Origin of the sequence: Bradyrhizobium sp. JR4.3, from assembly GCF_040547695.1 — a bacterium.
Classification (GTDB): domain Bacteria; phylum Pseudomonadota; class Alphaproteobacteria; order Rhizobiales; family Xanthobacteraceae; genus Bradyrhizobium; species Bradyrhizobium canariense.
This window is the reverse complement of record NZ_JBEPQF010000040.1, coordinates 35,783-51,376: the sequence shown is the minus strand read 5'-3', so window position 1 is coordinate 51,376 and position 15,594 is coordinate 35,783. Positions and strand designations below refer to the sequence as shown.

The 15,594-nt window shown below is 60.4% G+C and carries 14 protein-coding genes and 3 pseudogenes; 7 read left to right on the top strand and 10 right to left on the bottom strand.

Annotation, left to right across the window (positions count from 1 at the left end):
- Window positions 1-69: 69 nt before the first annotated feature.
- Both ABIB91_RS36150 and ABIB91_RS36145 read right to left on the bottom strand, forming a co-directional pair.
- Window positions 70-660: a VapC50 family PIN domain-containing toxin gene (locus ABIB91_RS36150; RefSeq protein ID WP_354171565.1), complete on the bottom strand. Its 591-nt coding sequence runs from the start codon at window positions 658-660 to the stop codon at window positions 70-72.
- A gap of 2 nt (window positions 661-662) precedes the next feature.
- Window positions 663-1,121, bottom strand: a complete 459-nt coding sequence (locus ABIB91_RS36145) for a helix-turn-helix domain-containing protein (RefSeq protein WP_085402128.1) — start codon at window positions 1,119-1,121, stop codon at window positions 663-665.
- 767 nt (window positions 1,122-1,888) lie between these two features.
- Between ABIB91_RS36145 and ABIB91_RS36140 the strand changes: the two genes are divergently transcribed.
- From ABIB91_RS36140 to ABIB91_RS36130, 3 genes are all read left to right on the top strand, one after another.
- Complete coding sequence (locus ABIB91_RS36140; RefSeq protein WP_007601818.1) at window positions 1,889-3,523, top strand: flavin-containing monooxygenase; 1,635 nt, start codon at window positions 1,889-1,891, stop codon at window positions 3,521-3,523.
- A 76-nt stretch (window positions 3,524-3,599) separates the two neighbouring features.
- On the top strand, window positions 3,600-4,793 hold the full coding sequence (gene acmB / locus ABIB91_RS36135) for a methyl acetate hydrolase AcmB (protein WP_007601813.1): 1,194 nt from the start codon (window positions 3,600-3,602) through the stop codon (window positions 4,791-4,793).
- A 191-nt stretch (window positions 4,794-4,984) separates the two neighbouring features.
- Entirely contained in the window at window positions 4,985-6,946 is a 1,962-nt protein-coding gene (locus tag ABIB91_RS36130) for a sigma-54-dependent Fis family transcriptional regulator (protein ID WP_502917066.1), read from the top strand.
- Window positions 6,947-7,639: 693 nt separating this feature from the next.
- Here the strand turns inward: ABIB91_RS36130 and ABIB91_RS36125 are convergent.
- On the bottom strand, window positions 7,640-8,314 hold the full coding sequence (locus tag ABIB91_RS36125) for a hypothetical protein (protein ID WP_035994494.1): 675 nt from the start codon (window positions 8,312-8,314) through the stop codon (window positions 7,640-7,642).
- Window positions 8,315-8,477: 163 nt separating this feature from the next.
- Here ABIB91_RS36125 and ABIB91_RS36120 point away from each other — a divergent pair.
- The 3 genes and pseudogenes from ABIB91_RS36120 to ftsZ all read left to right on the top strand — a co-directional run.
- Window positions 8,478-8,609: pseudogene (locus ABIB91_RS36120) on the top strand (phospholipase effector Tle1 domain-containing protein); the annotation flags it as partial.
- A gap of 137 nt (window positions 8,610-8,746) precedes the next feature.
- On the top strand, window positions 8,747-9,259 hold the full coding sequence (locus ABIB91_RS36115; RefSeq protein ID WP_354171560.1) for a hypothetical protein: 513 nt from the start codon (window positions 8,747-8,749) through the stop codon (window positions 9,257-9,259).
- A 46-nt stretch (window positions 9,260-9,305) separates the two neighbouring features.
- Window positions 9,306-10,553, top strand: coding sequence for a cell division protein FtsZ (gene ftsZ / locus ABIB91_RS36110; protein ID WP_354129546.1), 1,248 nt, complete (start codon window positions 9,306-9,308; stop codon window positions 10,551-10,553).
- A 124-nt stretch (window positions 10,554-10,677) separates the two neighbouring features.
- Here the strand turns inward: ftsZ and ABIB91_RS36105 are convergent, their stop codons facing one another.
- The 6 genes and pseudogenes from ABIB91_RS36105 to ABIB91_RS36080 all read right to left on the bottom strand — a co-directional run bounded on the left by ABIB91_RS36105 (window position 10,678) and on the right by ABIB91_RS36080 (window position 13,087).
- Entirely contained in the window at window positions 10,678-10,977 is a 300-nt protein-coding gene (locus tag ABIB91_RS36105; RefSeq protein ID WP_354129547.1) for an NrsF family protein, read from the bottom strand.
- A 55-nt stretch (window positions 10,978-11,032) separates the two neighbouring features.
- Window positions 11,033-11,197 (bottom strand): annotated as a pseudogene (locus ABIB91_RS36100) (sigma-70 family RNA polymerase sigma factor); the annotation flags it as partial.
- A gap of 216 nt (window positions 11,198-11,413) precedes the next feature.
- Window positions 11,414-11,533 (bottom strand): annotated as a pseudogene (locus ABIB91_RS36095) (LabA-like NYN domain-containing protein); the annotation flags it as partial.
- On the bottom strand, window positions 11,533-11,769 hold the full coding sequence (locus ABIB91_RS36090; protein ID WP_007601788.1) for a hypothetical protein: 237 nt from the start codon (window positions 11,767-11,769) through the stop codon (window positions 11,533-11,535). The pseudogene ABIB91_RS36095 and the gene ABIB91_RS36090, both read right to left, overlap by 1 nt.
- Before the next feature lie 480 nt (window positions 11,770-12,249).
- Window positions 12,250-12,474, bottom strand: coding sequence for a hypothetical protein (locus ABIB91_RS36085; RefSeq protein ID WP_354171557.1), 225 nt, complete (start codon window positions 12,472-12,474; stop codon window positions 12,250-12,252).
- Between the two features lie 478 nt (window positions 12,475-12,952).
- Window positions 12,953-13,087: a hypothetical protein gene (locus ABIB91_RS36080; RefSeq protein WP_007601784.1), complete on the bottom strand. Its 135-nt coding sequence runs from the start codon at window positions 13,085-13,087 to the stop codon at window positions 12,953-12,955.
- Window positions 13,088-13,348: 261 nt separating this feature from the next.
- On the opposite strand from ABIB91_RS36080, the gene ABIB91_RS36075 reads away from it, so the two are divergent.
- Complete coding sequence (locus tag ABIB91_RS36075; protein ID WP_354171555.1) at window positions 13,349-13,561, top strand: hypothetical protein; 213 nt, start codon at window positions 13,349-13,351, stop codon at window positions 13,559-13,561.
- A gap of 666 nt (window positions 13,562-14,227) precedes the next feature.
- Here ABIB91_RS36075 and ABIB91_RS36070 read toward each other — a convergent pair.
- Window positions 14,228-15,592, bottom strand: coding sequence for an HlyD family type I secretion periplasmic adaptor subunit (locus ABIB91_RS36070; protein ID WP_354171553.1), 1,365 nt, complete (start codon window positions 15,590-15,592; stop codon window positions 14,228-14,230).
- Window positions 15,593-15,594 lie beyond the last annotated feature (2 nt).

Below are 15,594 nucleotides of genomic sequence, written 5' to 3'. Positions count from 1 at the left end.
TTATGGAATATCGAAGTCGAGTTTACATCAAGATCGTGTTGCGGAAAGCCCGCCTGGTTAGTTACTGAGCTAGAGGGATTCCACGTGTGGCCTTAGCACGTCAACCGTCTCAATCAGCCCCGCAGCTTCCATCACGAGCAAGAGCTCCGCCGGCGTCATTTCCGGTTTCTTGAAGCGTTCGCGCATACACCGAATGGCTGCAACAGCGCGAGCTTCGTCGAGTGCGATAGTATCCGCAATGAAAGCGTCGGCCGATTTCGCCTCCATGTTCAGGTCGGAAAGAACTGCCGCGGGAAGGTCCTTAAGGTTTTCGGTTACGATCATTGCGGCCTGCGTCTTGGCCGCCGCAGCAACAACGTGATGATCGCCAGGATCGGGGAGCCCAGCCGCAACGGACAAGAAGTTGTCAAAATCCGTAACCATGGCATCTTCAAAGGCAGCTTCCATGCTGGCGCGCGCCCGCTCTGCACGCGCCGCGGCATCGGCAAAGCCTTTGGCGTTCAGGATCTCCTCGATAGCTGTTTCGGTCTCATCCAGAACGCGGCTTGACCAGCGGAGACGAAAAAATTCCGCCTCCGCCAATGAGAGAAGCAGGTTCCTTTTGAGCGCGCTTGCAAGCGAGCACGCATCGACGAATGCGGTGAAGCGGTTTGCAAACAAGCTTACAGGTGCTCCGCGTCCTGCTCAGCGAGATTCGCAAGCGCTTTGCCCCGCTTCTCATCACGCGTGCGCTTATATGCGAATAGGTCCTCTGCCCTAATCCTGCGATGACGCCCCACTGTCACGTGCTGAATTTCGTTCTTTTCGAGCAGCGAGACCAGAAACGGACGCGAGACATTCAGAATGTCGGCAGCTTGCTGCGTGGTCAACATCTCATGCACAGGCACAAGCGTCACCGCATCGCCGCGACCGATATGCCGCAGCAATTCCATCAAAAGACTCGATAGCGCCGGCGACAAGGTTATCTCAGCAGCCTGCTGTGCATCGTCGAGCACTCGCAGTTTGGCATCTCCCGTCGCATGCGAAGCGAGTATCTGACGAAGCTGGTTGGCTGCCGCCTTCTCGCTCGCGGAAGGCAGGCGAGTACCTCCCAGCTCTTCAGCGTAGGCTGGCATCGTCATCGTATCTTCTCCCCTGTACGGCCTTTTGTATAGGCCATACTCGAAATAAACGCAACAAGCGAAATAAACGAAATGGCCCAAAGTTCCTGACCAGCTGGGCCCCCTGCCCTTTGTCCCAAGCCGATCCTAGGGAACTTTTGGCGTTTGCCGTGCCTCATGAGCTGGTCGGCTAGGAATAAATTCCAAAATCTATGTTCTGCGAACAAATAAAATTTAGCTATATCAATGGCTTTAGCCAGCTCGCCCGACATTTGAACAGAGAGATTCTTAGACCGTCATCGATTGCTCCGCATTGGCGAAGTGATCTCGCGCACGAGCGCGCACGCATCGACGCCCGAGTGTCTCCTCGCCATATGGACTGGGCATTGGGGCGAGTCTGAAGCAGCAAAGGGTTTCTTGGTCCCGAATACAGGGCCTTCCTAGGAGGCGTTCGCCCGAGAGCATTCGCGAGCCGCACGGCGGCGCTACCGGCGTTCGTGCCGGCGCAGCCTTGGTAGGCTGGCGCCGAGTTCGAACGGCTGAAGGATCCAAGATATCCTAGCGCCCTCGGCGCCGGAATGCAGAGGAACTTCGATCGAAATTCGGTCGATCAGGCTTGCCGGGTTTGAATTTCGAACAGTTTCGGCATGCCCCCGCAACCAACAATCCAGTCCCAGCAACCGCTTAAGCCCAGAACTCTGCTTTGGCACGCAATCTGCGTAGCTCCCCTTGCGTCCCTCGCCTCGTAGCGGAGGACAGAACAAAGCTTTCACAACGGGAGGGAATGCATGAGTGAGCACAAGACCAACGGCGCGCGTAAACATGAAAGCCTGGACGCCATCGTGATCGGCACTGGGGTTGCCGGCCTTTACCAGCTCTACAAGCTGCGCGACGAGCAAGGCCTCAAGGTCAAGGCCGTCGATACCGCCACGGGCGTAGGCGGCACCTGGTACTGGAATCGCTATCCGGGCGCACGGTTCGACTCCGAGGCCTATATCTACCAGTACCTGTTCTCCGAGGAGCTCTACAAAGGCTGGAGCTGGAGCGAGCGCTTCCCCGGTCAGCCTGAGATCGAAAAATGGCTCAACTACGTCGCCGACAAGCTCGACCTGCGCAAGGACATCCGCTTCAGCACGACGGTCGCTAGCGCCGTCTTCAACGAGGCGACCCAGCGCTGGACCATCACGACCGACGCGGGCGACACCATCGACGCGCAGTTCCTGATCACCTGCTGCGGCATGCTGTCGGCGCCGCTGACGTCGATGTTTCCCGGACAGGACACCTTCAAGGGCACGCTGGTCCACACCGGGCGCTATCCGAAGGAGAAGCTCGATCTCGCCGGCAAGCGCGTTGGTGTCGTCGGCAATGGCGCCACCGGCATCCAGGTGATCCAGACCATCGCCGGCGAAGTCGGCAGCATGAAGGTGTTCGTGCGCACGCCGCAATACATCATCCCGATGAAGAACCCGAAATACGGGCCGAAGGAGGTCGAGGCTTACAAGGCGCGGTTCGACGAATTCCGCAAAACCCTGCCCCACTCGTTCACCGGCTTCGAATACGACTTCACCAACGGCAAGTGGAAGGATCTCAGCCCGGAACAGCGTCATGCCGTTCTGGAGAAGATCTGGGATGAAGGCTCGCTTCGGCTGTGGCTCGCCTCCTTCGTGGAGATGTTCTTCGAGGAGGATGTCAGCGAGGAGATCTCCGAGTTCGTCCGCAAGAAGATGCGCGAGCGCCTCAAAGATCCCAAGCTGTGCGATACGCTGATCCCGACGGACTATGGCTTCGGCACGCATCGCGTCCCGCTCGAGAGCAACTATCTGGAGGCTTACCACCAGGCGAACGTCGAGCTGATCAGCGTCAAGAACAACCCGATCAAGCGGATCACGCCTCAAGGCATCGAGCTCGCGGACGGAACGTCGTATGAGCTGGACGTGATCATCCTGGCCACCGGCTTTGACGCCGGCTCCGGTGCCTTGACGCGCATCGACATTCGTGGCCGCGGCGGTCGCTCGCTGAAGGAGGAGTGGAGCCGCGACATCAGGACCACGATGGGGCTTCAGGTTCACGGCTACCCGAACCTCTTCACGACAGGCGCGCCGCTGGCGCCGTCGACAGCGCTCTGCAACATGACGACATGCCTTCAGCAGCAGGTCGAGTGGATCAGCGATTGCATCGCCTATCTCAAGAAGAACCACCTGAGCGTCATCGAGCCGAGCAAGGATGCGCAGGATGCCTGGGTCGCGCATCACGATGAGGTCGCGAACACGACCCTCGTGACCAAGACGAACTCCTGGTACATGGGCTCCAACGTCGAGGGCAAGCCGCGCCGTCTGCTCTCCTATATCGGCGGCGTCGGAACCTATCGCCAGAAGTGCGATGAGGTCGCCTCCTCGGCCTATCCCGGCTTTGCCAAGCAGTAACGACACAAGGGGCCGCGCAACCATTTTTGGTGGCGCGGCCCTGCACCCGCATCATCACAACAATTCGGAGCAACACATGACCAAGGAATTCAAGTCGGCGGCTGACGCCATTCTCAAAGAGACGGTCACGACGGGCCAAGGCGTCCCGGGCGTGGTGGCGATGGTGACCGATCGTACCGGCAACATCTACGAGGGCGCCGCCGGCAAGCGGCGCATCGACCAACCGGCCCCGATGACGGCCGACAGCAGTTTTGCCATTTTTTCGACCACCAAGGCAATCACCGGCACGGCCGCGCTGCAACTGATCGAGGAAGGCAAGCTCGACCTCGATGCCCCGGCACGAACCTACGCCCCCGACATCGGCAAGCTGCAGGTGATCGAGGGCTTCGATGCCGAGGGCCAGCCCCGGCTTCGTGCCCCGAAGGGTGAGGTGACCACGCGCATGCTGCTGCTGCACACCGGCGGATTCGGCTATGATTTCTTCAACGAGAACTATCTGCGGCTGGCGACCGACCACGGACAGCCGAGCGTGATCACTTCGTCGAAGGCCGCCCTCATGACGCCGCTGCTGTTCGATCCCGGCTCGAAATGGGAGTATGGCACGAACGTCGACTGGGCCGGGCAAGTGGTCGAGGGCATCACCGGCAAGCGGCTTGGCGAAGTTTTCGCCGAGCGCATCTTCAAGCCGCTCGGCATGAGCGACACGACGTTCGAGATCAACGATGCGGTGCGCGGCAAACTTGCCGGCGTGCACGCGCGCAACGCCGACGGCTCGCTGACCCCGATGGACTTCGAATTGCCTGCCAATCCCGAGGTCCATATGGGAGGCCACGGCCTCTACAGCACGGTCGGCGACTACATGCGCTTCATCCGCATGTGGCTGAACGACGGTGCCGGCCCGCACGGCCGGGTGCTGAAGCCGGAGACCGTTACGATGGCCGAGAAGAACCAGCTCGGTGATCTCAAGGTGACGGCGCTGCCCGGCGTCATCAAATCGCTGTCGAACGACGCGGAGTTCTTCCCGGGTCTGTCGAAATCCTGGGCGTTCACCTTCATGGTCAATGACGAGAAGGCGCCGACCGGCCGCCCGGCGGGCGCGCTCGGCTGGGCTGGTCTGGCGAACCTGTTCTACTGGATCGACCGTCAGAATGGCTTCGGAGGCTACTGGGCCACCCAGATCCTGCCCTTTGCCGACGTCGCTTCGTTCACCGGCTATATGCGTTTCGAAACCGCCTTCTACGACAGCCTGAGCCAGCGCAGGGTCGCCTAGCTTCTGCCGGCTCGATGCCTTCATTCCGCCTCCGATCTCACTCTTTTTGCGGTGCGGTCGGAGGCGAGCCAAATGGCACCAAGGTCGGGATACGCGATTGCGCGTTTCCATGGATGGCCTCACAATCAGGAGATAAAAGCTCGGGGTCCGGCAGATCATTTCGGACTACTCAGCGCGTCGAAGGAGGGAACGTGTTGGGTCAGGCGCCAGAGGATGCTTTCGCAAATCCATCTATCGAACGCGACGTCCTGACGAGCTGGGAACGCTTCCTATCCGGAAGCAACAGCACGCGTCAGCAGATCGTGCGGTCGGCTATTACCGATTCGTGGCAGCGCTGCCAGAAATCGGACGTCGACTACCGGCGTGGCCAGGCTCCGATGCCGATCAGGGACGACAAGCTGCAGCGCCTGCTCGACAAGCGCAACCGCCTGGTTCAGGCGGGTGCTTCGACGATGTCCCTGGCGCGCGACTACCTGCTGGAAACCGGCACCGTGATGGTGCTGACCGACGCCGACGGCATTGTTTTGCGCTTGGAGGGCGACACCAAGCTGGCGCTGCGCGATGCCGTTGAAAAAACCCACCTGCTGCCCGGCAGCAACTGGAGCGAGACGACCTGCGGGACAAATGCGATCGGCACTGCATTGCAAACCGGGCAGCCCATCCAAGTGCATGCCACGGAGCATTTCTGTTCCGGCATCCACCGTTGGACTTGCTCGGCCTGCGTGATCCGCGATCCCATCGACGGCGCTGTGATCGGCGTGATCGACATCTCCGGACTATCCTCGTCTTATGGGCGGCCGGCCCTCGCATTGGCGATTTCGGCGGCCGCGCGCATCGAGGCTCAGCTACTGCAGATGGAGCTGGACGCCCGCTACCGGCTGCTCGACCAATGCTTCTGGATGCTGCCGCCTTCGGATCGGCATCATGCCGTACTGTTCGACAGCGCCGGACGTCCATTCAAGGCCAGTGGAGAGATGTCGCAGATCATGCGCGACCTAGGCGCGCCGGGATGTCAGTCCGGCTTTCCCCATCTCGGCAGCCGCGACGATCAGCTCTTTGGCGCCTCGCGTCCGGCATGGATCAAGGAGGAATGGCTGAAGCCGGTGGTGCAAGGGGGTGAACACCTCGGCACCGTGATGGTGGCGCCGAAGCCGGCCCCTTCGGGCAAACTGTTGTCAGCTGCGCGAGGCGAGTCCCAGGCCTTTGCCAATACCGTCTACAGCAGCCCGAAGATGCACAACGTGGTCGAGACGTGCCGTCGCGTCGGCATATCAGCTGCTCCGGTCCTGCTGCTTGGCGAGACCGGCGTCGGCAAGGAGGTGTTCGCGCACGGACTCCATGCCGTGTCGCCGCGCCGGAGCGGCCCGTTCATTGCCGTCAATTGCGGCTGCGCCTCGCGCGAACTGCTTGCCAGCGAGCTTTTCGGCTATGTCGACGGCGCATTCACCGGCGCCCGGCGCGGCGGCGTGGCGGGGAAGATCGAAGCCGCGGCGCGGGGCACCCTGTTCCTTGACGAGATCGGCGAATTGCCGCTCGACCTCCAGCCCATGTTGCTGCGGGCGCTCGAGAACGGCGAGATCAGCAGGATCGGCGAGACCGCAGTGCGCAAGGTGGACTTCCGCCTCGTCGCCGCGACCAATCGCGACCTGCAGGCGGAGGTGGACGCCCAGCGTTTCCGCAAGGACCTATTCTACCGGCTGGCTGTCGTCCCCGTCGGCATACCGCCGCTGCGCGAGCGCTGCGAGGACATTCCGCTGCTGGTCGATCACTTCGTCGCCCAGGCAGCGGCGCGCTACGGTCTTTCCGATCGCCGGTTTGCGCCGGAGGCGCTTGCGCAGCTTCAGCGCCATGATTGGCCCGGCAATGTCCGCGAGCTGCGCAATCTGGTCGAGAGCCTCATGCTGACCAGCAACGGCGAGCTGATCGAACCTTCGGACCTTCCCGATGCCATCCGGGGAACGGAACGAACAAGCGAGCACAATCCGGGCCTGTCTCTCGCCGAAGCGTCCGAACGTGACCTGATCGCGCGCACGCTCCGCTCGTGCAACGGCAACGTGACGGCCACCGCGGCCGCTCTCGGTCTTGCCAAGAGTACGGTCTATGCGAAGTTGCATCGTTATGACATTCGCTTCGAGCTGCGTAGTAAATGGTGACATTGGAAGCGCTGGTTGAGTACATGTTTGAGTATGGAGCTTTCAGTATGGAGCGCAAAGCAAGGTAAGAGCGCTCTATTTCTTTGGTTTGTATCTGGCAGAGGCTCTGCGGCTTTCCGTGCCGAGCACGACGACCAAATAAAACCATATCCCTCAATGCCTTACGCCGTGGCCACCGCATTGCGCTGCTTCAAAAGTCGAGATTGCCTCCCGACCTCCTTACGACGCGCTTGCTTGTCTTCGCCGTATGGTGTCCCGTTGGCGGCCTGCGTCGGCTCTTCGACCGTGCGGATAGAAGCTGGCTCCATTGCTTGGGCGTGGGTTCCTTGGTCACGAGAACCTAGCTTCCCTTCTCGGTAACAGTGCTCGTCGAATGGACAGCTTGATTCCTTCGTATGATGGAGCGAATTATTGAAGCGACCCCAAGCGGACTTGCGCCCCATACTAAAGCAAAAACGCCCCGGATCACGCCGGGGCTTTGACGTTGGATATCGCGGTCAGATCGCCGAAGAACAAATTTCCCCTTCCGTTTCTTGGCCCGACTCGGACCTCCGGCCATATGGCGTTTTGCGCCGCTACTAAGGGCATAGCAGACGTCAAGCGCGCCTCGCACGATGCGACGCGGTCGCGCAGCGGTGAGTTTTGGGGCGGGGCGTCTCGAAGGATGCGCCGCAAGGACGCCACCCGCCAGGTTCACGCTGCCGTGCTGCGCGGACTCTCCGCTGTTTCCTTGTCCGTCTCCTTGTCGCGAGACAGCCATGCTGGAAAGCGAAGCAGGCGTTCGTTGCCGTCTTTCGGCAGCTCGATGGGAGCTTCATTGGACGAACTCGGGAGGTCCAGTGCTACGTGGCCGACTCGCACCGCATCCGCGCGCTGATCCAGTTCGCGCAGCAGGGGATCGAGCACACTGTCGATTTCGGTCGCCACCGACACGAGGAAACTATTAAGCTCGCGAGCCTCGGGCACAACTGCTGCAGCCGACTCGATCGCCTTGGAGAGACCATCGACGACGGGTGCAAACGCGCCGGCGGCTTGCCTGATTCGGGATTTTATCGCTTCGATTTCGCCCAAAACGCGATCACGCTCCCGCCTGGACTTCTCCTCCGAAAGGCGGGCTTCAATTTCGGCGATCTGGGCCGTCAGGGTCGTGGCTTCGGATGCGAGTGCATCGCGTCTTCCGCGCGCGCGATCAAGATCGCGGCTGAGATTGTCCAGTAAATCGTCCTTTCCGAACATGGCTTTGCTCCGTAGGACAGCCGTTTTGGTCTGTAGGACGGCCTTGGCGCGAACCGCCAGCCGGTTGAGCGACCGAAAGGCTGGATCGGCCGAAACAGGCATCAACTTCGGTCGCGTCACATGGGCCGACATGGTGATCCCCCACTCGTCCACATTAGCCGCCGGCATGGTTAACAAGTGGTTAATGTCAACAGATGATACACGGGGCACCATGCCGGCGACGCCGCCTTTGTCTCCTCGCCGCCATCCATTTCCGCTATAATCGCTGCGGTAGCATCACCCGGAGGCGCATCCCGTGGAGCACGCACCGAAACCCGAGCCCAAATACCTCGTCATCTGCTGTGACGGCACCCGCAATGAGAGCTCCGAAAACATCTCCAACGTCCTGAAGCTCTATCGCTGCCAGCGCAAGACGGACAGGACGTCGCTGCGGCTGCCGGAGTCGGCGCGGTGACGGCACTCGTAACGTTAACCGTCCATTAACCAACGCGGCCTAGCCTGCGGTAATCGTCCAGCCATCATTAGCTCGAAATTCCTTCCCGGTTCGCTCCAGGAGAAGCGCCGATGTGCGTTGAGTTGTTGACGTATGCCGATCTGGGCGCCCAACTCAGTATCTCCCGAGAGGCCGCGCGTTCGCTTGCGAGACGCCGCCGGTTGCCGCGCTCGCAGTCGGAGGACGGCAAGGCCCTGGTGAGCGTTGATGTCTCCGAGCTCCGGTACACACCCCGCCCACGACGCGCCCGCCGGGCCCCGATCGATGCCTCCCTGGCACAGATCGAAGCAGTCAAGATCGAGGCATTCAAGGCGGAGGTCGCGCGGCTCGAGGCCGTCGCAACTGCCTACAGAGCAGTGTTCGAGCGCGAGCGCGAGCGCGCCGATCGCCTCGCCGTCGAGTTGACGCAAGCGGCCGCCGAGACGACGGCCGCCAATGCGTGGGCGGCAATACTGGAAAACGAAGTGGCGGTTCTGCGGAACGGTCGCCACGCCGGCGGCGCGATCGCGGGACAAGCCGCGCGTCGTCGATTGGGACATCTGGCCGCTGCGATCGTGGAAGCAGACCGCCCGAGTCGCAGGTAGCACTCGATCTCCATCCCCGGCTTGCCGGAGCAATCACGAGGGAAGAATGACTGGCACCACCGATATCCACGAAATGAAGGCCCGCATCGTCGTGTTTGGTGTCGGCGGCGCCGGCGGCAATGCGGTCAACAACATGATCACGGCCGGGCTGCAAGGGGTCGAGTTCGTGGTCGCCAATACCGACGCGCAGGCGCTGGCCATGTCGAAGGCGAGGCACCTCATCCAGCTCGGCACAAAGGTGACCGCAGGCCTCGGCGCCGGCTCGCAGCCGGAATTAGGACGCGCCGCAGCCGAAGAGGCGATCGATACGATCCGGGATCAATTGACTGGCGCACACATGGTGTTCGTGACGGCTGGCATGGGTGGCGGCACCGGCACCGGCGCTGCCCCCATCGTCGCCAGGATCGCGCGCGAGCTCGGCATTCTCACGATCGGCGTGGTCACCAAGCCATTCTACTTCGAGGGAAAGCGCCGCATGCGCTTTGCCGAAGCCGGCATCGAGGAGTTGCTGAAGACGGTCGACACCCTGCTGATCATCCCGAACCAGAACCTGTTCCGGGTGGCCAGCGAGAAGACCACGTTCGCCGATGCCTTTGCCCTTGCCGACCAGGTGCTTTATTCCGGCGTGGCCTGCATCAGCGACCTGATCGTCAAGGAAGGCCTAATCAATCTCGATTTTGCCGACGTCCTCTCCGTCATGAAGGAGAAGGGCAAGGCCATGATGGGACGGGGCGAGGCCTCCGGCGAGAAGCGCGTGCTTGCCGCTGCTGTGGCCGCGATTTCCAATCCATTGATCGAGAATCCCTCGATCAAGCGCGCCAGCGGCCTCATCATCTCCATCACCGGCGGCAAAGATCTCATGCTGTACGAAGTCGACGAAGCTGCGACCCGCATTCGCGACGAGGCCGACCCGGACGCCAACATCATCGTCGGCGCGTCGTTTGACGATAGCCTCGACGGTATCGTCCGCGTCTCAGTGGTGGCGACCGGAATCGATAATCTCGACCCGGAGTCTCGGGCGCAACCGGTGGAAACCGCCATCGCCCAGCTCGCGGGCAGGCTGCGCAACGACGGCCGCCGCATCGAGCGCAGTGCACCCCTTCCGCAAGCGGAAAGTCCGCCGCTCCGCTCCGAAGCGCAACAGCCCGTAGGGCAACCGGCAAGGGCGGCTCCGGAATATGCGCGCCACGCCGCCGACCGGCTGCTCGATCCTTACGGCCGCACAGCTGCGCCCAATACGCCCGATGAAGCTATTCTCGATATCCCGGCCTTCCTGCGCCGCGCCGCCAACTGAACGGTCGCAGGACGGGAGTTACGGTCGTCATGCCGGGGCGCGACGAAGTCGCGAGCCCGGGATCCATCAAGCCGCGGTCACTGTTGAGCGACAGAAAATATTGCGTCAGCTTCTGCGGCTTGAATCAAATCACTCGCGCGCTGAAAAGTGGCAGACAAAACCGCGCGCCCACTTCCGCCGGGGCCATCGGACAGTCGCTGATCGCCAGGAAGCATATCCTTGCCTCGCCTCCGGGCCGGGCGACCCGCATCAGATAGAATGCCGCGACCACAAAGACGGCGGCAGCGAACACCAGCTTGGCGGCTACGAAACCCACGGCAGCCAACGTCGCGAGGTCGGGGCGCATCCCGAGCAAAGCGAGCGCAATGCAGACGGCGAAAGCTCCGCCGATGAGCAAGGCAGCAGTGAACCCGCGCCCAATCATCGTCCGGTCGACTGGTAGGGCATTGCGTGCGAGAGCGTCATCAGATCTTCGGTCCTCATGTGCGCGTCTCTCTGCCGATGAGCGCCGCCAGCGCCTTCAATCCGCGATGGATGGTGATCTTCACGTTTGATTCCGACAAGCAGTACCGAACTGCCGTTTCGGCGACGCTCCTACCTTCGAGTTTCACAGCCGCGATCGTCAGGCGGGTCACTTCCCGCAAAAGGGAGGAAGACACCAGTTGGTTCCTCTCGGACGTTGGTGGACGCGATGTGAAATTTGGAGGCCGCGCAGAATATCGGGACCTCAGATGGACAGCCGGGCCGGTTCCTTTCGACAAGGCGCTGCGCCGTCGATAAGGGCGGGATGGTCTAACTTCAGACAATCGCCACAAATTTCACCGACAATCAGTCTTCACGAAGGCCGCTATGTCCCAGTATTCACTCGATATTGCGTCAGCGTGGTCAAGATGCTCGGCGAGCTCCATGGCATCCACGGCGAGCTCGATATCCATGTTGCCCTTGACCGCCATTCCAGCCCGCGACCCTGACGCATTAATCAATAGAACGCGACAGCAACTCTTTTCTCTTTACGCCAGACAACCGCGCAGCGGCGGCGGTCACCGTCGGGAATAACAGTCAGAGCAAATTCGTCGGGAATTTTTTCATCTGCAGCAAGATCGAGGGCTGCACCGAACGCAGATATGCTGCGAATGGTGCAATCTGTTTTCGAACGGCCGAAGCTGATCAAGCCTAGTCTGGTAACTTGTTTCGAATGAGGGTTCTTCTCATCCATAGTGTCCTCCAAGGCCCGAGGAGCGCAAATCCATGGGCAATGATTCGGCGGCGATGGTGCGTACCCATCAATCTCACCGAAGAGTTGGCTCACAATTTGATTAGCCAATTCACTTTCAACGCCCTGTCGGCAGCGGCAGGGGCTTGCTTTCCTCAAAGAAAATCTCGCAGCCGAGCGATTTCGGCTATCTGTTCTGCGGACAGCACGGCCGTAACAAGTTGCGTTTGCGGAGCAGTATGTATCTCGTAGAGATGACCTTGGCTGGCAGGCTTCGCTAGGAAAGCTCGGATGCATGCGTCCAAAGTGCCCTCGAATACAAGGTAAGAACTAACCGATGCCGCTGCGCGTTGGTTTCCAAGTGAAGGCCATTTTTTTAGTGCTGCTGCGGCAGTGAAGTCGATGCGCACGCGCTGCTTCGAGCCGACCAGTGCCCCTGACGCGCCTCTCCGGCGATCCGCCGATTCCGTTCTTTTCGAAGCTCTAATCATTCGGCCAATCAAAGCCTGATGGGCCAGGGTCCCGACCGCAATGATTGCGCTCTAACTTTTCCGGCTCGGTCAATAATAATTTTAGGAACTCCACCCTCGGTGCTGCGGAACTTGGACCAAACTGAGCAGCAATATCTGCGCTGGGGGCTTTCATGGCCAAGGTTTCAAGTTTGCCTATGTCGTGTTCGTTCGGAGGGCGGAAGTTGCGTTGGGTCATTGTCCTCTCCTCCCGATCCACATGGTCCCCTGCAGGATTTTCCAAAAGATTAGAGTGCCGGAGCCGACAATCGAAACATTAAATGTCACATTAAATTGAGACTTATTATCACATTATAATTCAATAATAAAGTTAATAATCCTTTGACTGAAGCGACGTCTGTGATGTTCGAAAATTCACAGGCTTCCGAAAAATCTCGCCTTCGCGTCTTGTCCAGCGAGTACAGGGCACGCCCTCCGCTCAAGCACTCGAAGAAACGGCTCCTGCATTCGGGGGGCGAAGCAGGAATGCTGGAGTCGCTCTCTGCGATCTTGTGCGTTCATCCGGCACAATTGCCCAATTATAATCCAAGTAAAATAGATCGCTAGATTTAATACGGCTTGTATCCTTATTTAATTGTTATGGTCGCCGCGCCACCGTGGACCATTTCACGTCAAGATGCCCGACAATCTGTGGTAGGCTCCCAGTCACACCACGCTCACCGCGTACAGAAGACCGTTTCTATGTCCGAACCTGCTGCACTCGCCGGGGCGATCTCGAGCACGCCGCCAAATAGGCCATTGAACCCCGCGGCGGAGATCGTCGGGAGGGTCAAGGCGTTGTTGGTCGCCATGGATTTTCTCGACGCCGCGGCCCACGAGCTGCGTGCGGCGGCCTCGAAAGGATATTCACCTGGGCAGCACCTTGGTTGGTGTGACCGACGAGAGCGACTGATTTAAGGATATGACCGACATAACAGTTCGAGGCCTTTTCGGTTTGCCGCGACCGCGATACGGTCATCGAAGAACTCGAGCGGCAGAGTCCGCGGCAGCGGGATCCGAACGCAGGGAGTGACCGCGATGGCCATCACCTATCCCGTGGCGTTCCGTTCGTCATGGCCGACGACGGCGTCGCGCCCGGCGAAGCTTTGGAGGGCCTAAGCGCCAACGCCGCGGTCATGCGCGCCGAAGCGCTCTCCCGGAAGAGCCAGGCTGCGACGGCGCGGTCGCCTTTTTCGCGGACCGGAGACCCGTCGAGCGGCGATTTTGACGACGCCAAGGTGATCGGGAAGTTCGGCGAGGTGCCGGACGATCTCAGTACGCTGTGATCGACACGAGCCACGATCATTCCTCGCTCAGGGCGGCGGCATCTCCCGGAACGAGCGGGCTCAGCACGGTCTCGATCTGCGCGAGCAGCCTCTCGATTTCCTCGCGGGCCCGATCTGGGCCTTGCTGGTCAGAGGCGGCACTATCAGGCGCCGGCTACAATGCTGAAATCCTAATCTCAAGAGCTCTCCGGCGGAAGAAGAAAGCTGCCGAGGAGGCAAGGTGCAAATCTGGATGACCCCCGAATGACGTCATTCCCGGTAGCAATCAGACCGCCTGACCCGGTGCGCTTCGAGCGCGAGAAATTGATTGGGCGATTGCTTCCGCGATATCATCGTGGCCAGCGGCCAGGCGCCGCGTTCACAGGCCGAACATATGACCGCACCGTCATCCCTTGTTCAACCAGAAAAAGATCTTGCAGCCCGGGCCGTTCCACATATGGGTCAGAGCCAAATTTCAAGCCGAGTGACAGTCTTGCTCTTCATGAAGACACGCTCCAGGAATTGGACCGAGAGCGTACCCGGGGTCTCGTCGACATAAATGGCGCTCTCTGTCCGGAAGCAGGACAGGCGATCTTATGATCGCGCATTTACAAACCTTAGACCGAAGGGCTTGAGATCACCGTACTCGCGAGTGCTCGGCATGGACGTCGAAAATGCTCGCTCCATTCAGGTTTCGCGGAACGCGCGGGAGAAGCTGTCGAGGATAGGCTTCATGATGTACTCGAAAAACGTACGCTCTCCGGTCTTGATGTAAACGTCCGCGGGCATCCCGGGCGTCGGGATGAATTCAGGCATTCGTCTGAGAACATCATCCTGGTCCAGGCGCACCCGAACGACGTAGAATTCGCGACGCGTGTCAGCGTCGGTACGGGTTTCGGTCTTCGCCTGCACTTGCTCCGCCAAGGCGTCCGCTGACACGTAGATGACGCTCGCACCGACCATCGGCGTGATGCGCTGGTTGAGTGCCGACAGCCGCACCAGCGCCTCCTGGCCAACGCACACATGCGAAATGTCCTTGGGATTCAGATGCGCCTCGATGATGCGCTCGTCGCCAATCGGGAGGAGCTCTAGGATCACGGCACCAGGAGAGACGACGCCGCCCGGTGTATGGAAGTTGTTCTTCACCACAATACCTCGGACTGGCGAACGAACATCGATCCGGTCAACCACATCCTGCGCAGCACGTATTTGCTCCTCAACGTCGTCCAGCTCCGCCTCGGTTTCGCGCAGCTCCTTGGTCGCGTCCCGGAGCGCCGTCGCGTGCAGCTGGGCTATTCTTTCGTTCGCCTGAGCGATCCGCTCCTTCGAATCGGCGATGCGGCCGAGATACTCGCCGAGCTCACCCCCGAGACCCGCCTCTGAGCGTCGCAACGCCAGCACATCCGACTTGCGCACCAGCTGCTGGCCAAGAAGCGAATTCTTGTCCTTCAGTTCTTCGGCGAACAAGGCAATACGCTCTTTGGTCGACTGAACTTGCGCCTGATATCCGCGGATGCTTTCCTCCAGCCCAGCGATTTGCTTCAAGAGTACGCTTTCCTCGCTCACCCGACTAGCCCGGCGCGCCTGAAGCTCGGCACGTTGCCGCTCAAGAATCGCTTTGATTTCTGGATCACGAGCGTTCTCGCTGAATTCGGCCGGAGTTTCGATTGCATCCGAAGAGCTCAGTTCAGCTTCAAGACGCGCCTTCATGGCGAGCAGTCGATACTTCTTCAAAACCAGCCGTTTCAGCTTGGCGTTGGCAGGGGTATCGTCCATGCGAACGAGGACCTGGTTGGCCTCGACGAGATCTCCGTCCTTGACCGCAATCTCGCGGATGATGCCGCCCTCGAAGTGCTGGACTAACTTGTTCTGCCCGGTAGCCACGAACGTGCCTGAAGCCACGACCGCACTGTTGAGTGGGGCGACTGCAGCCCAAACGCCGAAACAGCCGAGCCAAACAACCAGGATGGCGAGGCCGGTGAAGATGGGCCATTTGGCGCTCAGCGGAACACCGCGGTACCACTCGCCGATGTCGTCCTTTACCGCTCTCATGC